Origin of the sequence: Pseudomonas boreofloridensis, from assembly GCF_030580795.1 — a bacterium.
Classification (GTDB): domain Bacteria; phylum Pseudomonadota; class Gammaproteobacteria; order Pseudomonadales; family Pseudomonadaceae; genus Aquipseudomonas; species Aquipseudomonas boreofloridensis.
Genome location: NZ_JAUQOQ010000011.1, coordinates 140,706 through 160,058 on the forward strand (window position 1 = coordinate 140,706; position 19,353 = coordinate 160,058).

The following is a 19,353-nucleotide window of genomic DNA, read 5'->3' on the forward strand; positions in this document are numbered from 1 at the left end:
GGGGGCTTCATGACCGAACACGCGGATCACCGTTACATGCAGCAGGCGCTGGACCTGGCGCGGCGCGGTAGCTTCACCACCCGTCCCAACCCCATGGTCGGCTGCGTCATCGTCAAGGACGACGGGGTGGTGGGCGAGGGCTGGCATGTGCGCGCCGGTCAGGCGCATGCCGAAGTCCATGCCCTGCGCCATGCCGGCGCCAAGGCACAGGGCGCGACGGCCTACGTGACCCTGGAACCCTGCGCCCACCATGGCCGCACCCCGCCGTGCTACCAGGCGCTCATCGGCGCAGGCGTGGCGCGGGTGGTGGTTGCGTGCGAAGACCCGTTCCACAAGGTCGCGGGCCGAGGCATCGCCGGCCTGCGCGAGGCGGGCATCGACGTGCACGTCGGTGTGCTGCGCAGCCAAGCGCAGGCCCTGAACAAAGGCTTCATCAGCAGTGCACGGCGCGGCAGGCCATGGGTGACGCTCAAGCTGGGCATGAGCCTGGATGGCCGAACCGCCCTGGCCGATGGCCAATCGCAGTGGATCACCGGCGCGGCCGGCCGCGCCGATGTGCATCGGCTGCGGCGCGAGCACTGCGCGATCCTGACCGGCATCGGCACGGTGCTGGCGGACGACCCCGCCCTCACGGTACGGCTCGATGACCCGCAAGCCTTCGTGCCGCCGTGGCGCGTGGTGCTGGACAGTGCCCTGCGCACGCCGCATACGGCCCAGCTGGTCGATGGCGCCGTGCCCACGTTTATTCTTCATGGTGTGACCGGTGGCCAGGCGCCCCGGGGCGCTGAAGGTATCCAGGTCGCCAGCCAAGGTGGGCGGCTGGACCTGCTCGATTGCCTCACCGCCCTGAACGACCGCGGCGTGCACAGCGTGCTGGTGGAGGCGGGCGCCACGCTGGCCGGTGCGTTGATCCAGGAGGGCCTGGTGGACGACCTGGTGCTGTACGTGGCGCCGAAGCTGCTCGGCAATGGGGCGCGGCCATTGCTGGTGGGCGATTTCGCCAGCTCGCTAACGGCACCGGCAGGGTTGCGCCTGGTGACCGCCGAGGCGTTGGGGGAGGATGTGAAAATCAACTGGCGTTCGCTGCGCTCCGAGTCGGAGTGCTTCGCGCCGTAGCGATCAGGAGGCAGTCATGTCGGTATCCATCAGCCATCTACGCATCGCCCGCCCGGTGTCCGATCTGCAGCGCGCGGTCGCGATGTACCGCGACGGGCTGGGGCTCGAAGTGCTGGGCGGGTTCGAGGATCACGCCGGGTTCGATGGCGTGATGCTGGGCGATCCCGCGCGGCATTGGCACCTGGAGTTCACCCATTGTCGGCGGCAGAAGGTCGAGCCCCGGCACACGGTGGAAGATCTGCTGGTGATCTACGTCGACGGGCTGGAGGCGTTCGAAGCGTTTTGCCTGCGATTGACCGGGAGTGGGTTCGAGCGCGTGGCGCCGTTCAATCCGTATTGGCGGGAGAATGGGGCGACCTTTGCCGATGGGGATGGGTATCGGGTGGTGGTGTCGCGGGTGGCGTGGCTGGCGCTCTTTTCATCCACCCGCGATGCTGCTGCGTCCGCTGCGCAGCCACACCGCTGATGCTCAGGGCACGCGCCAGTGCGTCATGCCGCTGCTACCTGGGTGTGGCTAGTAAGGCTCGAACCTGCCCAGCAGAGCCATTGCCTTGTTGGCTTCCATACACGCCTTTAGAATGGTCGGCCCTCGCAAGGCAGGAAATACCATGTGGTTCATGAGTAAAAAAACGCTCAGTGACGAGCAAGCGACTGCGCTCCATGAGCAGGCCTGGGCGGCGTTTCGCGAGCAGGATCTGGACACCGCGCAGGGGTGCTTCCAGATCCTTGCCAAGGCGTGTCCCGCCGACGCACGCTGGATGAATGGCGTTGGCGCGGTGAGCCTGGCACGTGACGATCGCGCCGATGCCCATCGACACTTCCAGATGGCCGCCGATCGTGATTATCCCGGCAGCCACTACAACCTCGGCATCATGGCCTACCAGGACGGTGATCACGACGTCGCCCGCCGACACTTCCAGAGGGCTGCCGAGCACAATTATCCGGGCAGCCACTACAACCTGGGCAGCATGGCCTTCCAGGAAGGTGATCACGACACCGCTCGCCAATACTTCCAGCAAGCCGCCGAGTACGATTGTCCCCGCAGCCACTTCTACCTTGGCAGCATGGCCCACCAGGATGGCGATCACGATGCCGCCGTCGAGCACCTCAACAACGCCGTGCGCCACGATCATCCTGAGGCGCTGAACCTGCTTGGCGACGTCCATCTGCATGCCGAGCGCTATCCGCAGGCTGAGCAGGCCTACCGGCGCGCGGCCGAGTTGGGCAATGTCGATGGCTACAACAATCTTGGCCTTCTTTACTTGCAGCTCGAAGACTATCAGCAGGCCAAGCAGGCGTTGTTGCAGGCCCTACAATCCGACCACGTCTACGCCCAGCACAACCTGGCTGTGGCCTATCACCGCCTGGGCGAGCTCGAGGAGGCCGAGCGCTGGTACCTGATCTCCTTCTCTGTGCACGGCAACCTGCAGTCGCTGGAGAATCTTGGGCATGTTTATGGCGACAGTGGGCGTGAGGTCGAGGGCCAGGCGCTGATCGCGGCCTCCGACAAGCTCTACGAGGATCAGCCTCTCAAAGATTACGAGCAGGCGTTGATCGACCGGTTGCTGGCCTGAGCCTCAACGACTATTGAGACGCGCTGGGGTGCTGTTGCCATATAGGGTGACCTGAGCCTGCCGCCCGATCAGCAGATCAGCAAGATTGCCGTGCTGACACACCGATCTGTCGACACATCCGGCGGAGTACGCGATGCGCCACCGTATCCCGTACATCAGCATCGCCACTCAGTTCACCGAGCTGGCGTCGAAGTTGGCCGTGCATGTGGGCGGCTGCGCCCGCGCCGCCGGCCTGATAGAGGTCACGAACATCGCAGGCGTGCTGGTGCGCTGTCGCTGATGCAGCGCTTCTCGCGCATCGAGCGCATCGCCATCGGCGCGGTGATGGACGACCAGGACCTGGGCGGGCCGAAAAGCCAGAGCGACGTAGACGACTTTGCGACCTTCTGGTCGATCGTTACTAGCCCTTAACTTTTTTGTTTGTCCCCGGATGCTGCAGACGACGTGATGCATTTGGTGGTTCTGGTGGTAGATGTTCGAAGTATCTGCGGGGATTTGGCTGCGGGAGATTGCAGTCTGGGCGAAGAGGGCGTCACGTGCGGGCGATACTTTGCTAATGGGAATTGTTATCGATAGTGGGACGGTTCCTGTGGGAATGCAAGATGTGTTTGACCCGACATTGACTGCTATCCCGGTCGTAATCTGTGCCATGAGAGGCACCCTCACTCTCTGAGGAGCGGAAGCGTTTATTCGCGTCCGGCTGCTTTCGACCCAGGCTGTGTGAAAACGCAAGTAAGTACGTCGAGTAGCTAAAGAAGCTGGGGCAGCCTGTTAATTCAGCAGATGTAGGTGCAGATTTACTTCAGTCGGGTATCAGGTGCGGCTTGTACTATCTGGGTCTCGGCAGCGGCCCAGATAGCCGTATACGGACGTAAAGAAACGCTTGGACTCATGTCCTGATCACTTCAATCAGTCCAGCGATGCCAAAGATGCTCATCATTCGTTTGAGGTTGTAAGCCAGCACGTGAAGGCTCATCTCGGTGCTTACCCTCGGTAGGGTTTTGGTCAGGAAGTGGGTGCTTCCCATCCAGTATTTGAGCGTTCCGAAAGGATGCTCCACCGTCTGCCGGCGAACCTTCATTTTGCCGGGATCATGCTCTAATCGGTTCTGCACCGCTTCGACTACCGTTTCATGCTCCCAGCGCTTTAACCGGCGTTCCTTACCCGTCGTACACTGCTTCTGCATGGCGCAACTTTGGCAGCCCGAGAACCAGTAGCAGTGCAGCAACATGCCGTCTTCCACCGAAGAATGCCGGCGAGTCAGTAGCTGATCCGCAGGGCATCGGTATTCATCCGATGCAGCAATGTAGATGAAGTCCTGCTTGCCGAATCGGCCTTCCGCTTTGCTGCTTGATGTCAGCGGCTTCGGTACAAAAGTGGTGATCCCGACCTGTTCGCAAGCAAGGATCTCCGGACCTTTGTAATAGCCTCGGTCGGCGACGACTGTCAGCGACTCAGCGCCGATCTCTTCGCGCGCCTGATTCGCCATATTGCTCAGTTGCGTTCGGTCATTGCCAACATTGGTGACTTCATGGGCAATGATCAGATGGTGTTTGTCATCGACTGCTGTTTGTACGTTATAGCCAACCGTGCCACTACCTCGGCCACTCGTGGCCATTGAGCGTGCATCAGGATCGGTAAGAGAGATTTGCTGATCTGGGCTGGCGTGAAGCTGCGCTTCAATGTCCTTGAGCTTCGTCATTTGCTGTTTCAGCTTCTCTATTTTTTCGCTCAGCCGTTCAACCTTGGCCTCGGCGACCTCGGGCGCTGCTCGATCCGCCGAATCCATCGCCGCAAGATAGCGGTCAATGCTCTGCTCGATCTGCTGTATGCGCGCCTTGATCTTGCCCTGGGTGAAGTTGCGGTCGCGGTTATTTACGGCTTTGAATTTGCTGCCGTCGATACAAGCGTATAGGCGCATTTTTCTTTGACAGCCAATAGCGCAACTGCGTTGATCATCGATAGACCGGATAGGCGGGAGCGGGACTGCACTGCGCGCCCGCGTCCGCTCAGGGGTGTTCGATCACCATGATAGCCGTGGTGTCCGCCTCGAACGCCTCGAACACATGCGGCAGGTTGGCCGAATAGCTGATGTAGTCACCGGCATGCAGCAGCACGGGCTCGTTGGCAGGGCCGACATTGGCGCTGCCGCTGCACAACACCACGTGTTCCACCGTGCCCGGCGGGTGCGGTTGCGACAGGCGCGCTTCCCCGGGCTGGACCTTCAGGCGGTAGATATCGCGCTGTACGCCAGCAGGGCAGTCGGCGAGCAAGGTGGCCGCGTAGTTGGACGCTTCGGCATAGGCGGTCATCCCTTCGTTGGCGCGGATTACCCGAAGATGCTGCTGGGGCTGTTCGAAAAAACGCGTCACCTGCAAACCCATGGCCATGGCCAACGACCACAAGGTCTCAATGCTGGGGTTACCAATGCCGGATTCCAACTGCGAAAGCGTCGACTTCGCGACACTGGCCCGCTTGGCCAGCTCCGTCACCGAGAGGCCTGCCAGCTGACGCTCGCGCTTGATTGCCAATGCCAGCAGGTCGATACGGCTTAGTGAATTACCGACTGGTTCGTTCGTTATGTCATTCATCTGTTCTTTAAATCATCCTTAAACGGATTGACGGCCGGGCATGTGTTGTTCAGTATGTCGGCAGAAAGTTCATTATATCGATCATTTTTTTGGCCTTTGGGCCAGCATAAAGATGGCGCAGCTTACGCCATCACCCGCTGCAAGGAAGCCGTACAGATGAAGCCACATGCCCGCGGGGCAGTAGAGATGATATTGGCCATGATGATCTCCGGCACGGTGGGCTGGTTTGTCGTTATGTCCGGGCAAACGCCGCAGGCTGTAGTGTTCTGGCGCTGCCTGTTCGGCGCCCTGGCAATGCTGGTCGCGTGCCTGACGCTGGGTATCTTTCGGCGCTCGCGGCTGGATCTGAGGCAGTTCGCCCTAGTGTGCCTGGGGGGCGCGGCGCTGATGCTCAACTGGGTGCTGTTGTTCAGTGCCTACAGTTATTCATCGGTTGCAATCGCGACGGTGATTTATCACGTCCAGCCATTCATGCTGGTCGGCCTGGGTGTGGTGTTCTTCGCCGAGCGGCTAAACGCGGCAAAGGTGGGATGGCTGCTGCTGGCCTTTGCCGGCCTGGTGCTGATCGTCGTGGCCAAGCACGGCGGTCAGGCGGTGGGTTCAGATTACCTAGTGGGTATATGCCTGGCACTAGCCTCGGCGTTCTTCTATGCCGTTGCGGCGGCGATCACAAAGCGCCTCAAGGCACTGCCCGCGCACCTGATCGTGCTGATCCAGATGGTGGTCGGCGTCGTGTTGCTTGCGCCTTTCGTGGATGTGAGCACGGTGGACATTGCGGTCGACACATGGACATACCTGGTGATCATCGGGGTTGTCCATACCGGCGTCATGTCGACGCTGCTTTACAGCGCTATCCAGAAGATTCCCACGGGGTTGGTGGGGGCGCTGTCCTACATCTATCCGATCGTCGCAATCCTGGTCGACTGGATTGCCTTCGGTCACCCCCTGGGGATCCTGCAGATGGCTGGCGCCGCCGCCATACTGCTGGCCGCGGCGGGGATGAATTTCGGCTGGACAATGGCGCGGCATGGCGCCGGCCTGAGCAATTCATCATCTAAACAAGGGAGTTGATCGTGGCTGTGATCCTGTGTGGACTGGGAGGTTGCCTACCGCCCCAGGCAATTGACAATCAGGAGATCTCCAAGGGGCTGGATACCACCCCCGAGTGGATCGAATCGCGTACCGGCATTCGTGAGCGGCGCATGGTCAGTGCAGGCATTGGCGTGCGTGAACTGGCCATCAAGGCGGGTGCACGAGCCATCGCTTCGGCGGGTGGTCGTCGCATTGACGCCCTGGTGGTCGCGACCACCTCTCAATGCGAGCCCCGCTTGCGGTCACGCAGGACTGCCCGCCGATGATCACTTCGTTACCGGTGGAAAAAGCGAGTTGCTCTTCAAGCGTTCTATCCAGGTCAAAGGGCCCATAAGTGTTGATCCAGACCGAATAGTTAAAACCCTCCAAGAGATGCTCAAGCCTGAGGATTTCGTTTGCACGTAAATCTTGGGTGATACGCATACTGGCTCCTTTAATCAAAGCTTTGAAGCCTACCTGAGAGCTTTCAAGGCGTTCTGGCGCCAGGCCACTCGCAAACCCACAACAGAAGCCTAATTGCTCTTCAGTTACTCGTAAATTTTTCCGCAGTAAAGAAATGTCGCGAACTGCGCCCACAGGTTGGAAGGTGGAAGCCCTTGGCGAATACCAAATTCACTGTCTTCTGCCCAAGATATTGCGGCATCCAGGAAGGCTTCAACGCTGATATTCTCCCAATCGTTGTTTGCGCGCTTATCAGCCGCTAGGGCGTGGACGAAAGCCAAGAAGGTCGTCGCGTCCATGACCTCGGCCAACTGTTCATGAAGGTCCAAGAGTTTCTCCCTCGCTAAGGTATACGTAGATAGGCATTGTCTTTCAGACGCTGAATGACCGCTTGGGGTCGGTACCCGCCGCTCTTAATACTCATCTTCATACGGAGGCGTCAGTCATATTCCGGCTATGCCGCCATCGAAGTTCCGTCCGCAGGCTTTTATCCTCACCACCTTCCGCACCTCCCAAAACCTGAGCCATCAGCCGATCACGTACCTCCGATCACCGACCAACGTCGCACGCCATACCGACAGTGTTCGCCCCGAGCATGATGCAAGCCGTTGAGCCCACCTATCCTGCCACTCCATCACAGGCGTAACTCCCGAAAACTCCCATCCGATCCCTGCGAGCACTGCACATGCCCATCGAATTCAGACCCGCTCAAGCCTCGGACGCACCCGATATCGCGCGTTTCTTTCAACTGACATCGGAGGGCATGGCCGACTACATCTGGAGCAAGCTCGCCGCGCCTGGAGAAACACTGCTGAGTGTGGGTGCATCGCGCTATGCCAGGGAGCAAGGCGACTTCTCCTATAAAAACTGCTTGATGGCCACTTCCGAAGGGCGCGTCATCGGCATGATGCATAGCTATGCCCTGCATGAAGTCCCTGACAGGCCTGTCGAAACAGACCCGGTTCTGGCGCCCTATGCCGACATGGAAATACCCGACACGTTGTACATATCCAGCCTGGCCTTGGATGAAGCCTGGCGCAGCCAGGGGTTGGGCGTTGAGTTTCTTCGCCACGCCCAACAGCGTGCCGAGGACACTGGCCTGAAGGGGCTGTGCCTGATCGACTATGCAGAAAACCACGGCGCACGCCGCTTCTACGAGCGCCACGGTTTTCAGATCGTTAAAACCTGCCAGATCGTGCCGCACCCGATGCTGGGCGTAACCGGTGAGGCCTATTTGATGTATCGCCCCAACCACAACCTGATCGAGAACAAACCATGAACAAGACCCTGACCGTGTTCCGCGAACTCGATATCCAGCCGGTGCGCGACCTTCCTTTTTTTGAAGAAGTCGTGGAAGGCGATCCTCATACACTGACGTCCAAGTACTATCACGACGAACAGCAAGGTCGCATTTCCGGGGAGTGGGAAGCCAGCACCGGTGCGTGGCGCATCGACTATAAAGTCTGGGAGTTCTGCCATGTCCTGAGTGGACGCTGCGTCATCGAACTCGAGGGTGGCGCCCCCGTCACACTGGCTGCTGGCGACACGTTCATCATCGAGCCGGGCGCCAAGGGTAAGTGGACCGTGCTGGAAGACATGAAAAAGAACTTCGTGATTCTCCTGCCCGCGAACTAGGCACGCGGCCGCTTTATCGAGCGCCACGCCTATCCTGTGTGTGGCGCTCGAGCGTTATTTGGCGTGCCGCAACAGCCTTCTACCTCAGCCCATCCACGATCCGCTTCCCATAAAGCCCAACCGCCAGCCCCGACACGATCAGCACCACCGCAACGATCTTGCTGAATGAAAGCGCCTCACCAAAGACCATCACCGAACCCACCATACCGAACACCGGTACCAGCAGTGATAACGGTGCGATGGTCGAGACTGGGTAGCGCTTCATCAGAGAATTCCACACCCAGTAGCCGAACAGGGTATTGGGGTAGACCTGAAACAGAATGGATAGCACGGCGCTCGAGTCCAGGTGGGTGAGTAGGGCGCGATACCCGCGGGTGCCGTTCACGGCATAGTCGAGCGCGAACAGCGCAAGGGGAGAGAACGCGCTGGACCACACCAGAAACGCAAACACTTGGGTGGTCTGCGCTTTCTTGTTGATGACATTCGCCACGCTCCACGCCAATGCGCCTAGCAGCACCAGCGCCAGGCCTGTCATCGTCACGCTGCCGTCGACGATGGAGACGATGCTGAGCAACCCGCACAGGGCGATGATCATTCCGGCCACTTGGTAGCGCGACACCTGTTCGTTGAAGACCTTGGCGCCCAGCACAAGGGTGAAAAACGCGCTGAACTGCAGTACCAGCGACGCGATGCCCGCCGACAGTCCCGACTGGATGCCTAGATTGACCATCCCCCACAAGCCAACGCCGAACGCGAGTCCATACCCCACCAGGTAGCGCCAGGGCACATCGGGCTTGGGGATGAACAGGATGGCGGGAAGCGCACAGAGGGTGAAGCGAAGGCCGGCCAGGATGAAGGGATCGACGCTGGCAAGTCCCAGCTTGATCACCGAGAAATTCAGACCCCAGATGGCGGTGATGGAGATGGCGAGCAGCAGGTGTCGGCATTTCATTGCAAGCTTCCTGGGCGGGCGGTTGAGCTGCGGACGGTCAAACACCACAGGATCAACGCGGCAGCGCTGATCGTGGCGCCCAGCAGGCATACGGCAGGCCATCCCCAGTGCACGTAGACCTGGGTCGCGGCGGCCGCGCCGAGTGCGCTGCCGATGGCGTAGAACAGCATGTAGGCGCCGACCATGCGGCTCTGGGCATCCGGTCGTGCGGCGAAAATCAGGCTCTGGTTGGTGACGTGGACGGCCTGGACGGCGAAGTCGAGCACCACCACACCGCACACCAGGGCGATCAGCGAATGTTGGGCGAAGCCGATGGGCAGCCAGGAAAGCGTCAGCAAGACCAAGGCGATAGCGCTGACCCGTTGGCCCAGGCCCCGGTCTGCCCAGATGCCGGCCCGCCTGGCGGCCAATGCGCCAGCAACGCCTGCCAAGCCGAACAGGCCGATGGACGTGTGGGATAAAGACAGCGGCGGGGCGCTCAGCGGTAGCACCATCGCCGTCCACAGAACAGAGAACGCGGCGAAGACGAGCAGCGCCAGCAATCCCCGAATCTGCAATACCGGTTCGGTCAGTAGCAGCGTGAACACGGAGCGGAGGAGCGCACCATAGGTGCTCCCGCGTCGCTGCGGCGGGGCGTCGGGCAAGCACTTGGCCAGCACCAGGGTGAGTATCAGCATCAACCCCGAGGAGAGGCCGTAAACCGCGCGCCAGTCGGCCAGGTCAGCGATCAGCCCTGAGGTAAAGCGCGCCAGGAGAATCCCCAGCACGATGCCGCTGGTGACAGTGCCGACCGCCTGTCCGCGTTCTGACGGCGTCGCCAGCACGGCGGTATAGGCCATCAGCACTTGAGCGACCACCGCCATCAGGCCGACGACCACCATGGCGCCCAGCAGCATCAACCAGGTCTGCGACGCGCCGACCGCCGCGAGCGCGAGGGCGCAGAGTGCTGTCTGGGTGAGTACGAGCCGCTTGCGATCAACCCGATCGCCCAAAGGAACGAGCAGCAGCAGCCCCAGCGCATAGCCGACTTGCGTCATCGTGACCACGCTACCGATCAGCCCAGGTGCGACGTCCAGGCTTCGAGCCATCGAGGCGAGCAGGGGTTGGGCGAAGTAGACGTTGGCGACGGCCAAACCGCAGGTCACCGATAGCAGCAGCGTGAGGGAAGGGTGCAGGCCAGAGAGGTGCTCGTCATGACACTGGTCGGCGGGTGATGGCCGCCGCGATGGGTGAGGTTGCGGTGGTCGATCCTTTGGGAGCTTGAATTCGGCTGTCATAACGCATTCCATCCGGCTATTCTGGTTGCAAACTGAAACCATTTGGAATCATGGTTTATTCCTGTTTCAAATTGCAACCAGATTTTTGTGGGACGAAGTCACGTGATCTGAGAATTCCCTATTTCAGAAGGTGAGAAATGGCTGAGATATCTTCGCCCGATCCTCGGGAATGCCCTGTCGCCCGGTCGCTCGAGGCGATTGGAGATCGCTGGTCGCTGATGATCGTTCGTGATGCGTTCGACGACGTGCGTCGGTTCAGCGAATTCCAGAAAAGCCTGGGCGTTGCCAAGAACATCCTGACATCGCGGCTCAAGGCATTGGTGGAAGTGGGGGTTTTCGACATCCGTCCGGCTTCGGACGGCAGTGCCTACAAGGAGTACGTGCTGACGGAGAAAGGACGCGAGATCTTTCCGATTGTGGTCGCCCTGCGGCAGTGGGGCGAGCGGTTCGCGTTCGAGCCGCATGAGACACGGTCGGTGTTGCTGGATAACGCATCGGGCGAGCCGGTGATGACGATGGCGGTGCGCTCGGTGAGCGGAGAGGTGCTTGGGCCGGGGGATTGTCATCGGGTGAGGGTGGTCAGTGACGCATGAGCTGCGTCTTCACGTCTGCAACCAGTCCGGTAGTTCCCCGATGCGCCTTGATACAAGGCGCTCGGGTCCCATGTAAGACATGGAGGGCTCGCAGCCCATTAACCGCAATTATGGAGCGCTGAAACTCACGACGTTGTAAACAAACTCGTGTGCTTGGCGCTGAACGCCCGTTTCAGGGTCTTTAACCCGAACACGATCATCATCATGCACAACCAGTACATGATGCTCGTCAAGCACCTCAACGCCCTCCGGCTTGTTGTCGAAGGCTAGTGGAGTACCGTCCTTCATACGCACAGGTTGTGGCTCACCGAGTGTCTTACCGTCAAACGGCAAGACCCAAAGATATCCCCCGAGTGCATTGTCCGTTTCAAAACTCGTGATGGCGTAGAAGCGATCCTTGTTGTAACGATCGAATTCAATTCCTGAGAGCCCCAGCTCCGGACGGGGGCCATAGGAAGCGCCCAGCTTCTTCGTGAGTTCATCGGGCGTGAGCTTCCAGATGACCTCGAACTCGGTCCCGAGAACAGCGCCCTGTTCATTGATCTTGAAGGGAATCGACAGCAGCAAAAACGAGAAATCTGCGCTCTTGCTGTTCTCACCGTATTTGCGGATGCCTGCCAGGAGCCGCTCACCCGGCGCCGTCGTCAGTGCTTCAATCTGGTAGTACGGCGCTTGAATGGCTTTGCTGATACGTTCGCGTAACGCCCGCGAGCTGGCGACCTGCCCCCGCGTCGAGCCATTGATGATCTTTGCATCCTGTGGCGATCCTACGGGCCAATAGAGCAGAGTATTGAGTACATCAGCCGCCGGGTTTTCCGCAGTGCCTTCCTTGTTGAAGGCGGTGATAGCGACTACGTACTTGCCGTCAAGCGTGGTGGACAGCCCTTCGTATTTATCGGCCTCATTGATCACTTTGCCGCTCAGGTAGACAGGCGCCCCCGTCAGCGTGTTCTTGCTGTCGATCGGTATTGTGAAAATGGCAGGGTCTCCAGACTTGGGCATCTGTTTGTCATTGGCAAAGATCAGTTGGTCACCGACCCGCGCGACAGCAGACACCTCACAGTTAACGCCCTTGTCCTTCTTATAACAGGGCGCAATTCCGGTCTTTACCGACGCGACTGACGCGTCGATCGGAGCGGCGTATAGACTCGGTAAGTGCATCATCAGACCGGCGAGTAGGATCGAGCTAATAGGTTTGTTCATTGAGGTCCTCCATGGGTTGCGCCGTCCATCAGAGGCGTCAACGTACGATGAGAAGCGGGTAGGCGAAACTGGCAATTTTGATAGGTAGCGCTGTGCGTACTTCAATAAAGAGGCGTCTATTCGCCTCGCATCTAACTCGGCCGTTTCTCTTCCCCGGTATCCCCGGCATCGGCACACACGGGATGTTCTTCGCCCTTCAACATAGGGCCGACCTCTTTCCATCTCGCAGCCTCTTACCCCATCGGCACGCCGAGTAATGCGATGGCCGTCCCGTGTGCGAGTACGGCAGGAACTGTTCCCCACCACAGTCGGACTTGTGCGCAAACCAGTCCTTCTACCAAGGTGAAAAGGATAATTGGCCATCCCGCTTGAGTGAGCATGAAAGCCAGATAGACATGGCATGCGCTGAAGGCGACTGCACTGCAAAGTGCGGCGCGTTGCGCTGATGTCTGCGTCTCCAAAAAGGCCCTGCAGTACACCTCGAAAGAGCACTTCCTCGAGCGCATTCCCAGCAAAAGCGAACAGCATGAAACCTAGCAGCCAAAGGATTGGAGGCGCTTCGATGCCTTGGTAAATCCTCAACGGCAAACCTATTGCACAGCCTGCGGCCACCCCAACGGCCGCACCGCAAGCGCGGTTGCCCTTGAAGCCTGTCACCAGCCGCCAGAGCGCAGGCGCCAGCCTGGCGAGACAGGCAATCAGCAGTATTGAGGCCACGCCAAGCAGCGCAAGCACCCACGGGTTGGCATGAAACTGCAGGGCCGGCTTACTGCCAATGCTCCAGAGTGCATGCGGCGTCATCATGTCGCGGGTGAAGATGAAGGCGATCACTACAACGGCGACACGCAAACCCAGTTGTGAAGCCGGTGTGATCCGGTACCAGACGGCAAACACACCGAGGATTGGGAAAAGCGCCAGCAGGTAATTCAGCAGGGGCGTGAACGCGTCGAGGCCCATCGTTTCATCCTTGATAGAGGTAGGTGTAGGGCGAGCGACGTTGCCTGTCCGGCTATCGATCTTTCGTTGAGCAAGTTACCTGATAAAGCGTTGAAAACGGACTCGAAGCCGAGCGGCGTGCTGTCGTTTCCCATTATTGCAGCCGTCAGTTTCGCCAGCGATTCCTGTTCCAGCGCGTGGCCGGAACATGAGCGGCCGAAGTCAATCTACGATACTGCATCAATGGGGCATGTAGTATGCAGGTTGAAGAAAACGCATCGCCGATTGCAGGCTACCTGATCAGGCAGCAGGTCTCGCGTAGTATCATCCAATGCTTGGTGGTCCCCTGAACTGTACGCAATCTTTCGATTCTGCGACCGGTAGGCTCCGACGAGAGTGGGAATCATTTAAGTAGGTTCGGATTTCGTCGGTTACTAAATGAGCTGGGTGACTAATGTTGAGCACGAAATAGGACTTTCGCTGTGGTAAATCCAATCTTTGCTGCATGTTCAATTTTTTTGGCATCGTCCGCGGGTGCGGGCGAACTGATTATTTCTGGGGAGAGTGATGGGCTCTATTTAAAGTCCCTTCCTTATCTGGCAAGAATCGATGAGATCAACAATGATATTTTCGATGAGCGAGATCAGTTATCTGCCAATGACTATTTTCCTGCAGATAAAAAAAGGCGCTACATGGACGAGCTCAAGGAGCTTGTGGAAGAGGCCCTACCTCTGCTTACCCGTTCAGCTGAGCAAGGTCATCCTGCTGCACAGTATCGTTTGGCATTGGCAATCTATACTTTTGGAAATCGTGAGGAAAACACTGAGTATACCTGTGGTCTTCTTAAATCCAGCTTGAGTAAGGGCTTCACTCCCGCCGCTTTGCAGATGATATACAGCTGTACGAGTGATGTTACATTGCGTGACTTTCGAGCGCTCATTAATGCTCTGCCGAATAATGAGGATAGATATGTGAGGTATTATCCACAGCCAACCATGATGCCCAGTTGCGATCGAGGGAATCGTTCGCAGGAAAAATCAATAGTACCGCTCGACGAAAAGGGCTTTCGTGCCAATATTTATATGGCGCTTGCTAGGCAAATGTCCGCACTGCATCATAGGCAGGAACAGCTTGCTTATCTTAATAAAGCTGCTGGCTATGGGTGCGCTGAGGCAATTAACAGGCTGAAGGTTAGTGTGGGCAACTGACATACAATAAGCCTGTTTCGGTTTTATCTATTTTTCGAGCGCACTTAGGGATTCTCTGATCAAGTCAGCACAGGCCATCTGACCTGTGCTGAAATAGCCTTCCGTCCAACTGCCCCTACAAGCCCTCCATCCCATAAGTCATGGGATGAGCTTTTCCGATTTCGAGTACGCCGGTAAGCGCAAGTAAACCCGTCGCGAGCGTTTCCTGGCCGAGATGGAGCAGGTGTTTCCGTGGAGCGGATTGGTGGCGTTGATCGAGCGTCATTACCCGAATGCTGACGGTGGCCGCAAACCGTATCCACTGGAAACCACATGAACCGAAGGGGAACTGTTTACGAGCATCCGCCCATGGTGCGGCCGTACTGGTCGGATGACGGATACGGATTTTTCTTATAACCTATGTTGTTTTCTTAAATTTACAGTGGATGGGTTGGTTTATAGACTCAAGCGACCACCATCCTGGTGAATAATCATCTCTGTATTAGAAAAAACTGCGGTCAAGCGCAGTTCGATTTATTGCATGGCAGCGTATGGGTAATACGTTGGCTTCATAAGCGATATCAAGTTCAAACAATAAAAATTGGAGTCTTCGATGGGCATCTCAAGCGCAATTGCAGCACCTGGTCAGGAACGTCTCGATGAGTTGAAGCTCTATCGCCGCGTGGCCTGGCGGATCTTGCCTTTAACGGTGGTTTGTTATTTTTTCTCCTATTTTGATCGTATCAATATCAGTTTCGCAAAAGCTCAAATGCAGGCGGACTTAGGTCTCAGCGATGCGGCGTATGGTATTGCAGCAAGCATCTTCTTCGTCGGCTATGTGTTATTCGAAGTGCCTAGCACGATAGGCTTGAAAAAATATGGGGCCCCGAGCTGGATTTGCCGCATCATGATCTCGTGGGGTTTGGCGACAGCGGCGCTGATGTTTGCCTCGAGTGAGTATGTACTTTATTTCCTCAGGTTCCTGATTGGCGTCATGGAGGCTGGATTCGGCCCAGCGATTCTTTTCTACTTGGCGTGCTGGTTCCCGCGTAGAAAGATGGCTTCCATTAACGGGCTGTTCTTCCTTTCCGGGCCGATTTCAGGTGCGCTCGGTGCGCCTGTCGCCGGTTTCATTCTTTCGCATATGAATGGCGTCATGGGTCTTGCTGGCTGGCATTGGCTCTTCTTGATGTCGGGTCTCCCTTGTGTAGTGCTCGGCCTCGTCACCGTCTGGAAGCTGGATCGAGATATCAGCTCAGCCCGTTGGCTTGCTGCAGAGGAAAAAGCCTATCTTATTGAGCAACTCGGCGATGCTAAAGCAGCGGCTAAGCCAGCGCATGGCTCTATTCTGAAAGTGCTCATGAGCTGGGAGGTTCTTGCACTTGGCTTGATTTATTTTGTTGTCAAGGTTTCAGCATACGGTATCAATTTCTGGATGCCAGATCTCATCCGCCGTTCTGGCGTTGAAGACTTGACGACGATCGGTTTGCTGACCGGGATCCCCTATGCATTCGCCTTTGTTGGAATGCTGGTTGTGACACGATATTCTGATCGTAAGGGTAACCGTCGTACGCCTCTATGGGTTTCCTTGACCGTTGCAAGTGTCGGTTATTTCCTGGCGTGTACCTATCCCGAATACCCTGTGTTATTCATGAGTGCGCTGATCTTGGCAACGGCGGGTTCGTTTGTTGCGATTCCTGTGTTCTGGGCTATTCCTCAGACTAAATTCAATGGCCTTGCTATTGCGGCTGCAATCGCGGCGATCAATTCCCTGGGGCAACTGAGTGGGATCGTGGCACCTTCTGCTATTGGCTTTATCAACGAACTGTCCGACAACAAGTATTTGGGTATGCTCAGTATTGCCCCTGTTTGTCTCGTCGGTGCACTTATCGTGTTGAAGGTTGTTCCTCGCAAGATTTGATCGATTCCAGCGCGGCACGTTATGTGTCGCGCTATTTGATCGAACACGCGACCTCAGCGCCAATAGGGTCAGTGCTTTCAGGCCTCGCTCATCCGCTCGACCCGCGCCGCCAGCCCTGAGCGCATATCACTCCCGCTCGGCTGCTGATACACGCTCAACCCAAACTCCGGCAACACCGCCAGCAGGTAATCGAAGATATCCCCCTGAATCCGTTCGTAGTCGGCCCAGGCGGTGGTGCGGGTAAAGCAGTACACCTCCAGGGGTACACCTTCGGCGCTGGTCTGCATCTGGCGCACCATGCAGGTCATGTTCGGGTGTACATCGGGGTGGTTCTTCAGGTAGGCGAGGGCAAAGGCGCGGAAGGTGCCGATGTTGGTGAGCTTGCGGCGGTTGGCGGCCAGCTCTTCGACTAGGCCCTGGGCCTCGTTCCAGTCGTGCAACTCCTTGCGCTTGGTGGCGAGGTAGTCGCCCAGCAGGCGCACGCCGGACAGGCGCTGTTCTTCCTGCACGGTGAGAAAGCGCACGCCGGTGGCGTCGATGAACAGGCTGCGCTTGATGCGGCGCCCGCCCGACTGCTGCATGCCGCGGTAGTTGCGGAACGACTCGCTCATCAGGCGCCAGGTGGGGATGGAGACGATGGTCTTGTCGAAGTTCTGCACCTTCACCGTGTGCAGGGTGATATCGATCACATCGCCATCAGCGCCCACCTGGGGCATCTCGATCCAGTCGCCGACGTGCAGCATGTCGTTGCTGGTGAGCTGCACGCTGGCCACGAACGACAGCAGGGTGTCCTTGTACACCAACAGCAGCACCGCCGACATCGCACCCAGGCCCGAGAGCAGCAGCAGCGGCGAGCGGTCGATGAGGGTGGCGACGATGACGATGGCGCTGAACACCCACAGCACCATCTTCGCCAACTGCACGTAGCCCTTGATCGAGCGGGTGCGGGCGTGCTCGGTGCGGGCGTAGATGTCCAGCAGTGCGTCGAGCAGGCACGACAGGGCCATGCTCAGGAACAGCAGGGTGAAGGCCAGGGCCAGGTTGCCGAGGAAATGCTGCGCCGTGTCGGACAGCTCCGGCACCAGACGCAGACCGAATTGCATCACCAGCGACGGGGTGGTTTGTGCCAGGCGCTGCAGCACCTTGTTATGGCGCAGGTCTTCGATCCAGCGCAGCGCCGGTTGCCGCGCCAGCAGGCGGCTGGCGTGCAGCACCAGAAAGCGCGCGATGCGCCCCAGCACCAGCGAGATCAGCAGCAGCACGCCCAGGCCCAGGGCCGCGTGCAACAAAGGGTGCTGGTCGAGGGTGCCCCAGAGGTCCAGGGCGTCGACCCAGAGTCGTTGGATATCCATAGCGAAAAACGGTCTGCAGTTGCCTGACGAGGCGCCATTAGAGCGCGGAAGCGGGGCAGGGTGCCAAAAGAAATTCGGCGTCGGCAGCGGAAAACGTTAACCTATGCAGCCGAATTGTCCGCATCTACCTGAGGTACACCCGTGTTTTCCCAATTCGCCCTGCACGAACGCCTGCTCAAAGCCGTGGCCGAGCTGAAATTTGTCGAGCCGACCCCGGTGCAGGCGGCGGCCATCCCCCTGGCCCTGCAAGGGCGCGACCTGCGCGTGACGGCGCAGACTGGCAGCGGCAAGACCGCCGCCTTCGTGCTGCCGCTGCTCAACCGTCTGGTCGACCTCAGCGGTCCGCGCGTGGAAATCCGTGCCTTGATCCTGCTGCCGACCCGCGAGCTGGCCCAGCAGACCCTCAAGCAGGTGCAACTGTTCTCGCAGTTCACCTACATCAAGTCTGGCCTGATCACTGGCGGTGAAGACTTCAAGGAACAAGCGGCGATGCTGCGCAAGGTGCCGGACGTGCTGATCGGCACGCCGGGCCGCCTGCTCGAGCACCTCAACGCCGGCAACCTCGACCTGTCGCACGTGCAGGTGCTGATCCTCGACGAAGCTGACCGCATGCTCGACATGGGCTTCGCCGACGACATGGAGCGCCTGTGCAAAGAGTGCGAGCAGCGCGAGCAGACCCTGCTGTTCTCCGCCACCACTGGCGGCGCGGCGCTGCGCGACATCATTGGCAAAGTGCTGAAGGATCCTGAGCACCTGATGCTCAACAGCGTCTCCCAACTGGCCGAAGGCACCCGCCAGCAGATCATCACCGCCGACCACGACCAGCACAAAGAGCAGATCGTGCAGTGGTTGCTGGCCAACGAGACCTTCGACAAGGCGATCATCTTCACCAACACCCGGGCCCTGGCCGACCGCATCTACGGTCACCTGGTGGCCAAGGACGTCAAGGCCTTCGTGCTGCATGGCGAGAAGGACCAGAAGGACCGCAAGCTGGCCATCGAGCGCTTCAAGCAGGGCAGCTCCAAGGTGCTGGTGGCCACCGACGTGGCCGCGCGCGGCCTGGACATCGATGGCCTGGACCTGGTGATCAACTTCGACATGCCGCGCAGCGGCGACGAGTACGTGCACCGCGTCGGCCGCACCGGGCGTGCCGGTGGCGAAGGTCTGGCGATCTCGCTGATCACCCACAACGACTGGAACCTGATGTCGAGCATCGAGCGCTACCTCAAGCAGCAGTTCGAGCGCCGGGTGATCAAGGAGGTCAAGGGCACCTACAGCGGGCCGAAGAAGGTCAAGGCGTCGGGCAAGGCGGCGGGCGTGAAGAAGAAAAAGACCGACAAGAAGGCCGGTGACAAGAAGGCAGTGGCCAAGCGCAAGCCGAGCGCCAAGCCGCGTCCGAACGCGCCGCTGACCAGCGCTGATGGCCTGGCGCCGCTGAAAAAGCGGGCGCCGAAGGCCGAGTAATTGCACAACGGTGCAGGAG

At 58.8% G+C, this 19,353-nt stretch carries 19 protein-coding genes and 2 pseudogenes; 13 read left to right on the top strand and 8 right to left on the bottom strand.

Features of this window, described 5'->3' with window-relative positions:
• Positions 1–9: 9 nt before the first annotated feature.
• The 5 genes from ribD (at position 10) to Q6A47_RS15085 (ending at position 3,101) form a co-directional block, all read left to right on the top strand.
• Positions 10–1,116, top strand: a complete 1,107-nt coding sequence (gene ribD, locus Q6A47_RS15065; protein ID WP_304484683.1) for a bifunctional diaminohydroxyphosphoribosylaminopyrimidine deaminase/5-amino-6-(5-phosphoribosylamino)uracil reductase RibD — start codon at positions 10–12, stop codon at positions 1,114–1,116.
• Between the two features lie 16 nt (positions 1,117–1,132).
• Positions 1,133–1,582 carry a VOC family protein gene (locus Q6A47_RS15070; protein ID WP_304484684.1) on the top strand — a complete coding sequence of 150 codons (450 nt, stop codon included), beginning with the start codon at positions 1,133–1,135 and terminating at the stop codon, positions 1,580–1,582.
• 151 nt (positions 1,583–1,733) lie between these two features.
• Positions 1,734–2,690, top strand: a complete 957-nt coding sequence (locus tag Q6A47_RS15075) for a tetratricopeptide repeat protein (RefSeq protein ID WP_304484685.1) — start codon at positions 1,734–1,736, stop codon at positions 2,688–2,690.
• Between the two features lie 133 nt (positions 2,691–2,823).
• Positions 2,824–2,970: a hypothetical protein gene (locus Q6A47_RS15080; RefSeq protein ID WP_304484686.1), complete on the top strand. Its 147-nt coding sequence runs from the start codon at positions 2,824–2,826 to the stop codon at positions 2,968–2,970.
• Positions 2,970–3,101: a hypothetical protein gene (locus Q6A47_RS15085; RefSeq protein WP_304484687.1), complete on the top strand. Its 132-nt coding sequence runs from the start codon at positions 2,970–2,972 to the stop codon at positions 3,099–3,101. Before Q6A47_RS15080 ends, Q6A47_RS15085 begins: the two co-directional genes overlap by 1 nt.
• A gap of 478 nt (positions 3,102–3,579) precedes the next feature.
• Here Q6A47_RS15085 and Q6A47_RS15090 read toward each other — a convergent pair.
• Positions 3,580–4,593 (bottom strand): annotated as a pseudogene (locus tag Q6A47_RS15090) (IS1182 family transposase); the annotation flags it as partial.
• A 106-nt stretch (positions 4,594–4,699) separates the two neighbouring features.
• A complete protein-coding gene (locus Q6A47_RS15095) occupies positions 4,700–5,281 on the bottom strand; it encodes a helix-turn-helix domain-containing protein (protein WP_304484688.1) in 582 nt (193 codons plus the stop codon).
• Between the two features lie 156 nt (positions 5,282–5,437).
• Between Q6A47_RS15095 and Q6A47_RS15100 the strand changes: the two genes are divergently transcribed.
• Positions 5,438–6,352: a DMT family transporter gene (locus tag Q6A47_RS15100; RefSeq protein WP_039576199.1), complete on the top strand. Its 915-nt coding sequence runs from the start codon at positions 5,438–5,440 to the stop codon at positions 6,350–6,352.
• A 168-nt stretch (positions 6,353–6,520) separates the two neighbouring features.
• Here Q6A47_RS15100 and Q6A47_RS15105 read toward each other — a convergent pair whose 3' ends face one another.
• Positions 6,521–6,796, bottom strand: coding sequence for a hypothetical protein (locus tag Q6A47_RS15105; protein ID WP_304484689.1), 276 nt, complete (start codon positions 6,794–6,796; stop codon positions 6,521–6,523).
• Between the two features lie 104 nt (positions 6,797–6,900).
• The gene (locus Q6A47_RS15110; RefSeq protein WP_029612354.1) at positions 6,901–7,143 is read right to left on the bottom strand and encodes a DUF7660 family protein; all 243 of its coding nucleotides are present in this window, start codon (positions 7,141–7,143) and stop codon (positions 6,901–6,903) included.
• 356 nt (positions 7,144–7,499) lie between these two features.
• Here Q6A47_RS15110 and Q6A47_RS15115 point away from each other — a divergent pair, with 356 nt between their 5' ends.
• A complete protein-coding gene (locus Q6A47_RS15115) occupies positions 7,500–8,093 on the top strand; it encodes a GNAT family N-acetyltransferase (RefSeq protein ID WP_039576211.1) in 594 nt (197 codons plus the stop codon).
• Complete coding sequence (locus Q6A47_RS15120) at positions 8,090–8,449, top strand: cupin domain-containing protein (RefSeq protein ID WP_029612351.1); 360 nt, start codon at positions 8,090–8,092, stop codon at positions 8,447–8,449. The genes Q6A47_RS15115 and Q6A47_RS15120 overlap by 4 nt, the downstream gene beginning before the upstream one ends.
• 79 nt (positions 8,450–8,528) lie before the next feature.
• Here the strand turns inward: Q6A47_RS15120 and Q6A47_RS15125 are convergent, their stop codons facing one another.
• A complete protein-coding gene (locus tag Q6A47_RS15125; protein ID WP_304484690.1) occupies positions 8,529–9,401 on the bottom strand; it encodes an EamA family transporter in 873 nt (290 codons plus the stop codon).
• Positions 9,398–10,678 (bottom strand): MFS transporter, encoded by a 1,281-nt coding sequence (locus tag Q6A47_RS15130; RefSeq protein WP_304484691.1) that lies wholly within the window; start codon positions 10,676–10,678, stop codon positions 9,398–9,400. The genes Q6A47_RS15125 and Q6A47_RS15130 overlap by 4 nt, the downstream gene beginning before the upstream one ends.
• 137 nt (positions 10,679–10,815) lie before the next feature.
• On the opposite strand from Q6A47_RS15130, the gene Q6A47_RS15135 reads away from it, so the two are divergent.
• On the top strand, positions 10,816–11,271 hold the full coding sequence (locus Q6A47_RS15135) for a winged helix-turn-helix transcriptional regulator (RefSeq protein WP_304484692.1): 456 nt from the start codon (positions 10,816–10,818) through the stop codon (positions 11,269–11,271).
• A 108-nt stretch (positions 11,272–11,379) separates the two neighbouring features.
• Here the strand turns inward: Q6A47_RS15135 and Q6A47_RS23200 are convergent, their stop codons facing one another.
• Positions 11,380–13,431 carry a hypothetical protein gene (locus Q6A47_RS23200; protein WP_440137889.1) on the bottom strand — a complete coding sequence of 684 codons (2,052 nt, stop codon included), beginning with the start codon at positions 13,429–13,431 and terminating at the stop codon, positions 11,380–11,382.
• A 461-nt stretch (positions 13,432–13,892) separates the two neighbouring features.
• On the opposite strand from Q6A47_RS23200, the gene Q6A47_RS15150 reads away from it, so the two are divergent.
• The 3 genes and pseudogenes from Q6A47_RS15150 (at position 13,893) to Q6A47_RS15160 (ending at position 16,518) form a co-directional block, all read left to right on the top strand.
• A complete protein-coding gene (locus tag Q6A47_RS15150; RefSeq protein WP_304484693.1) occupies positions 13,893–14,618 on the top strand; it encodes a hypothetical protein in 726 nt (241 codons plus the stop codon).
• A gap of 145 nt (positions 14,619–14,763) precedes the next feature.
• A pseudogene (locus tag Q6A47_RS15155) lies at positions 14,764–14,922 on the top strand (IS5/IS1182 family transposase); the annotation flags it as partial.
• A 288-nt stretch (positions 14,923–15,210) separates the two neighbouring features.
• Positions 15,211–16,518 (top strand): MFS transporter, encoded by a 1,308-nt coding sequence (locus tag Q6A47_RS15160; protein ID WP_304484694.1) that lies wholly within the window; start codon positions 15,211–15,213, stop codon positions 16,516–16,518.
• A 77-nt stretch (positions 16,519–16,595) separates the two neighbouring features.
• On the opposite strand, the gene Q6A47_RS15165 is transcribed toward Q6A47_RS15160, so the two are convergent.
• Entirely contained in the window at positions 16,596–17,870 is a 1,275-nt protein-coding gene (locus tag Q6A47_RS15165; RefSeq protein WP_304484695.1) for a mechanosensitive ion channel family protein, read from the bottom strand.
• A gap of 141 nt (positions 17,871–18,011) precedes the next feature.
• Here Q6A47_RS15165 and Q6A47_RS15170 point away from each other — a divergent pair, with 141 nt between their 5' ends.
• Positions 18,012–19,334 (top strand): DEAD/DEAH box helicase, encoded by a 1,323-nt coding sequence (locus Q6A47_RS15170; protein WP_039576222.1) that lies wholly within the window; start codon positions 18,012–18,014, stop codon positions 19,332–19,334.
• Positions 19,335–19,353: the final 19 nt, after the last annotated feature.

Excerpts from the sequence above, each read along its gene's own strand:
- Q6A47_RS15095 (WP_304484688.1), bottom strand. The coding sequence starts at position 5,281 with ATGAATGACATAACGAACGAACCAGTCGGTAATTCACTAAGCCGTATC.
- Q6A47_RS15100 (WP_039576199.1), top strand. The coding sequence starts at position 5,438 with ATGAAGCCACATGCCCGCGGGGCAGTAGAGATGATATTGGCCATGATG.
- Q6A47_RS15130 (WP_304484691.1), bottom strand. The coding sequence starts at position 10,678 with ATGACAGCCGAATTCAAGCTCCCAAAGGATCGACCACCGCAACCTCAC.
- Q6A47_RS15135 (WP_304484692.1), top strand. The coding sequence starts at position 10,816 with ATGGCTGAGATATCTTCGCCCGATCCTCGGGAATGCCCTGTCGCCCGG.
- Q6A47_RS15160 (WP_304484694.1), top strand. The coding sequence starts at position 15,211 with ATGGGCATCTCAAGCGCAATTGCAGCACCTGGTCAGGAACGTCTCGAT.
- Q6A47_RS15075 (WP_304484685.1), top strand. The coding sequence starts at position 1,734 with ATGAGTAAAAAAACGCTCAGTGACGAGCAAGCGACTGCGCTCCATGAG.
- Q6A47_RS15125 (WP_304484690.1), bottom strand. The coding sequence starts at position 9,401 with ATGAAATGCCGACACCTGCTGCTCGCCATCTCCATCACCGCCATCTGG.
- Q6A47_RS15080 (WP_304484686.1), top strand. The coding sequence starts at position 2,824 with ATGCGCCACCGTATCCCGTACATCAGCATCGCCACTCAGTTCACCGAG.
- Q6A47_RS15115 (WP_039576211.1), top strand. The coding sequence starts at position 7,500 with ATGCCCATCGAATTCAGACCCGCTCAAGCCTCGGACGCACCCGATATC.
- Q6A47_RS15165 (WP_304484695.1), bottom strand. The coding sequence starts at position 17,870 with ATGGATATCCAACGACTCTGGGTCGACGCCCTGGACCTCTGGGGCACC.
- ribD (WP_304484683.1), top strand. The coding sequence starts at position 10 with ATGACCGAACACGCGGATCACCGTTACATGCAGCAGGCGCTGGACCTG.
- Q6A47_RS15105 (WP_304484689.1), bottom strand. The coding sequence starts at position 6,796 with ATGCGTATCACCCAAGATTTACGTGCAAACGAAATCCTCAGGCTTGAG.
- Q6A47_RS23200 (WP_440137889.1), bottom strand. The coding sequence starts at position 13,431 with ATGGGCCTCGACGCGTTCACGCCCCTGCTGAATTACCTGCTGGCGCTT.
- Q6A47_RS15085 (WP_304484687.1), top strand. The coding sequence starts at position 2,970 with ATGCAGCGCTTCTCGCGCATCGAGCGCATCGCCATCGGCGCGGTGATG.
- Q6A47_RS15070 (WP_304484684.1), top strand. The coding sequence starts at position 1,133 with ATGTCGGTATCCATCAGCCATCTACGCATCGCCCGCCCGGTGTCCGAT.
- Q6A47_RS15120 (WP_029612351.1), top strand. The coding sequence starts at position 8,090 with ATGAACAAGACCCTGACCGTGTTCCGCGAACTCGATATCCAGCCGGTG.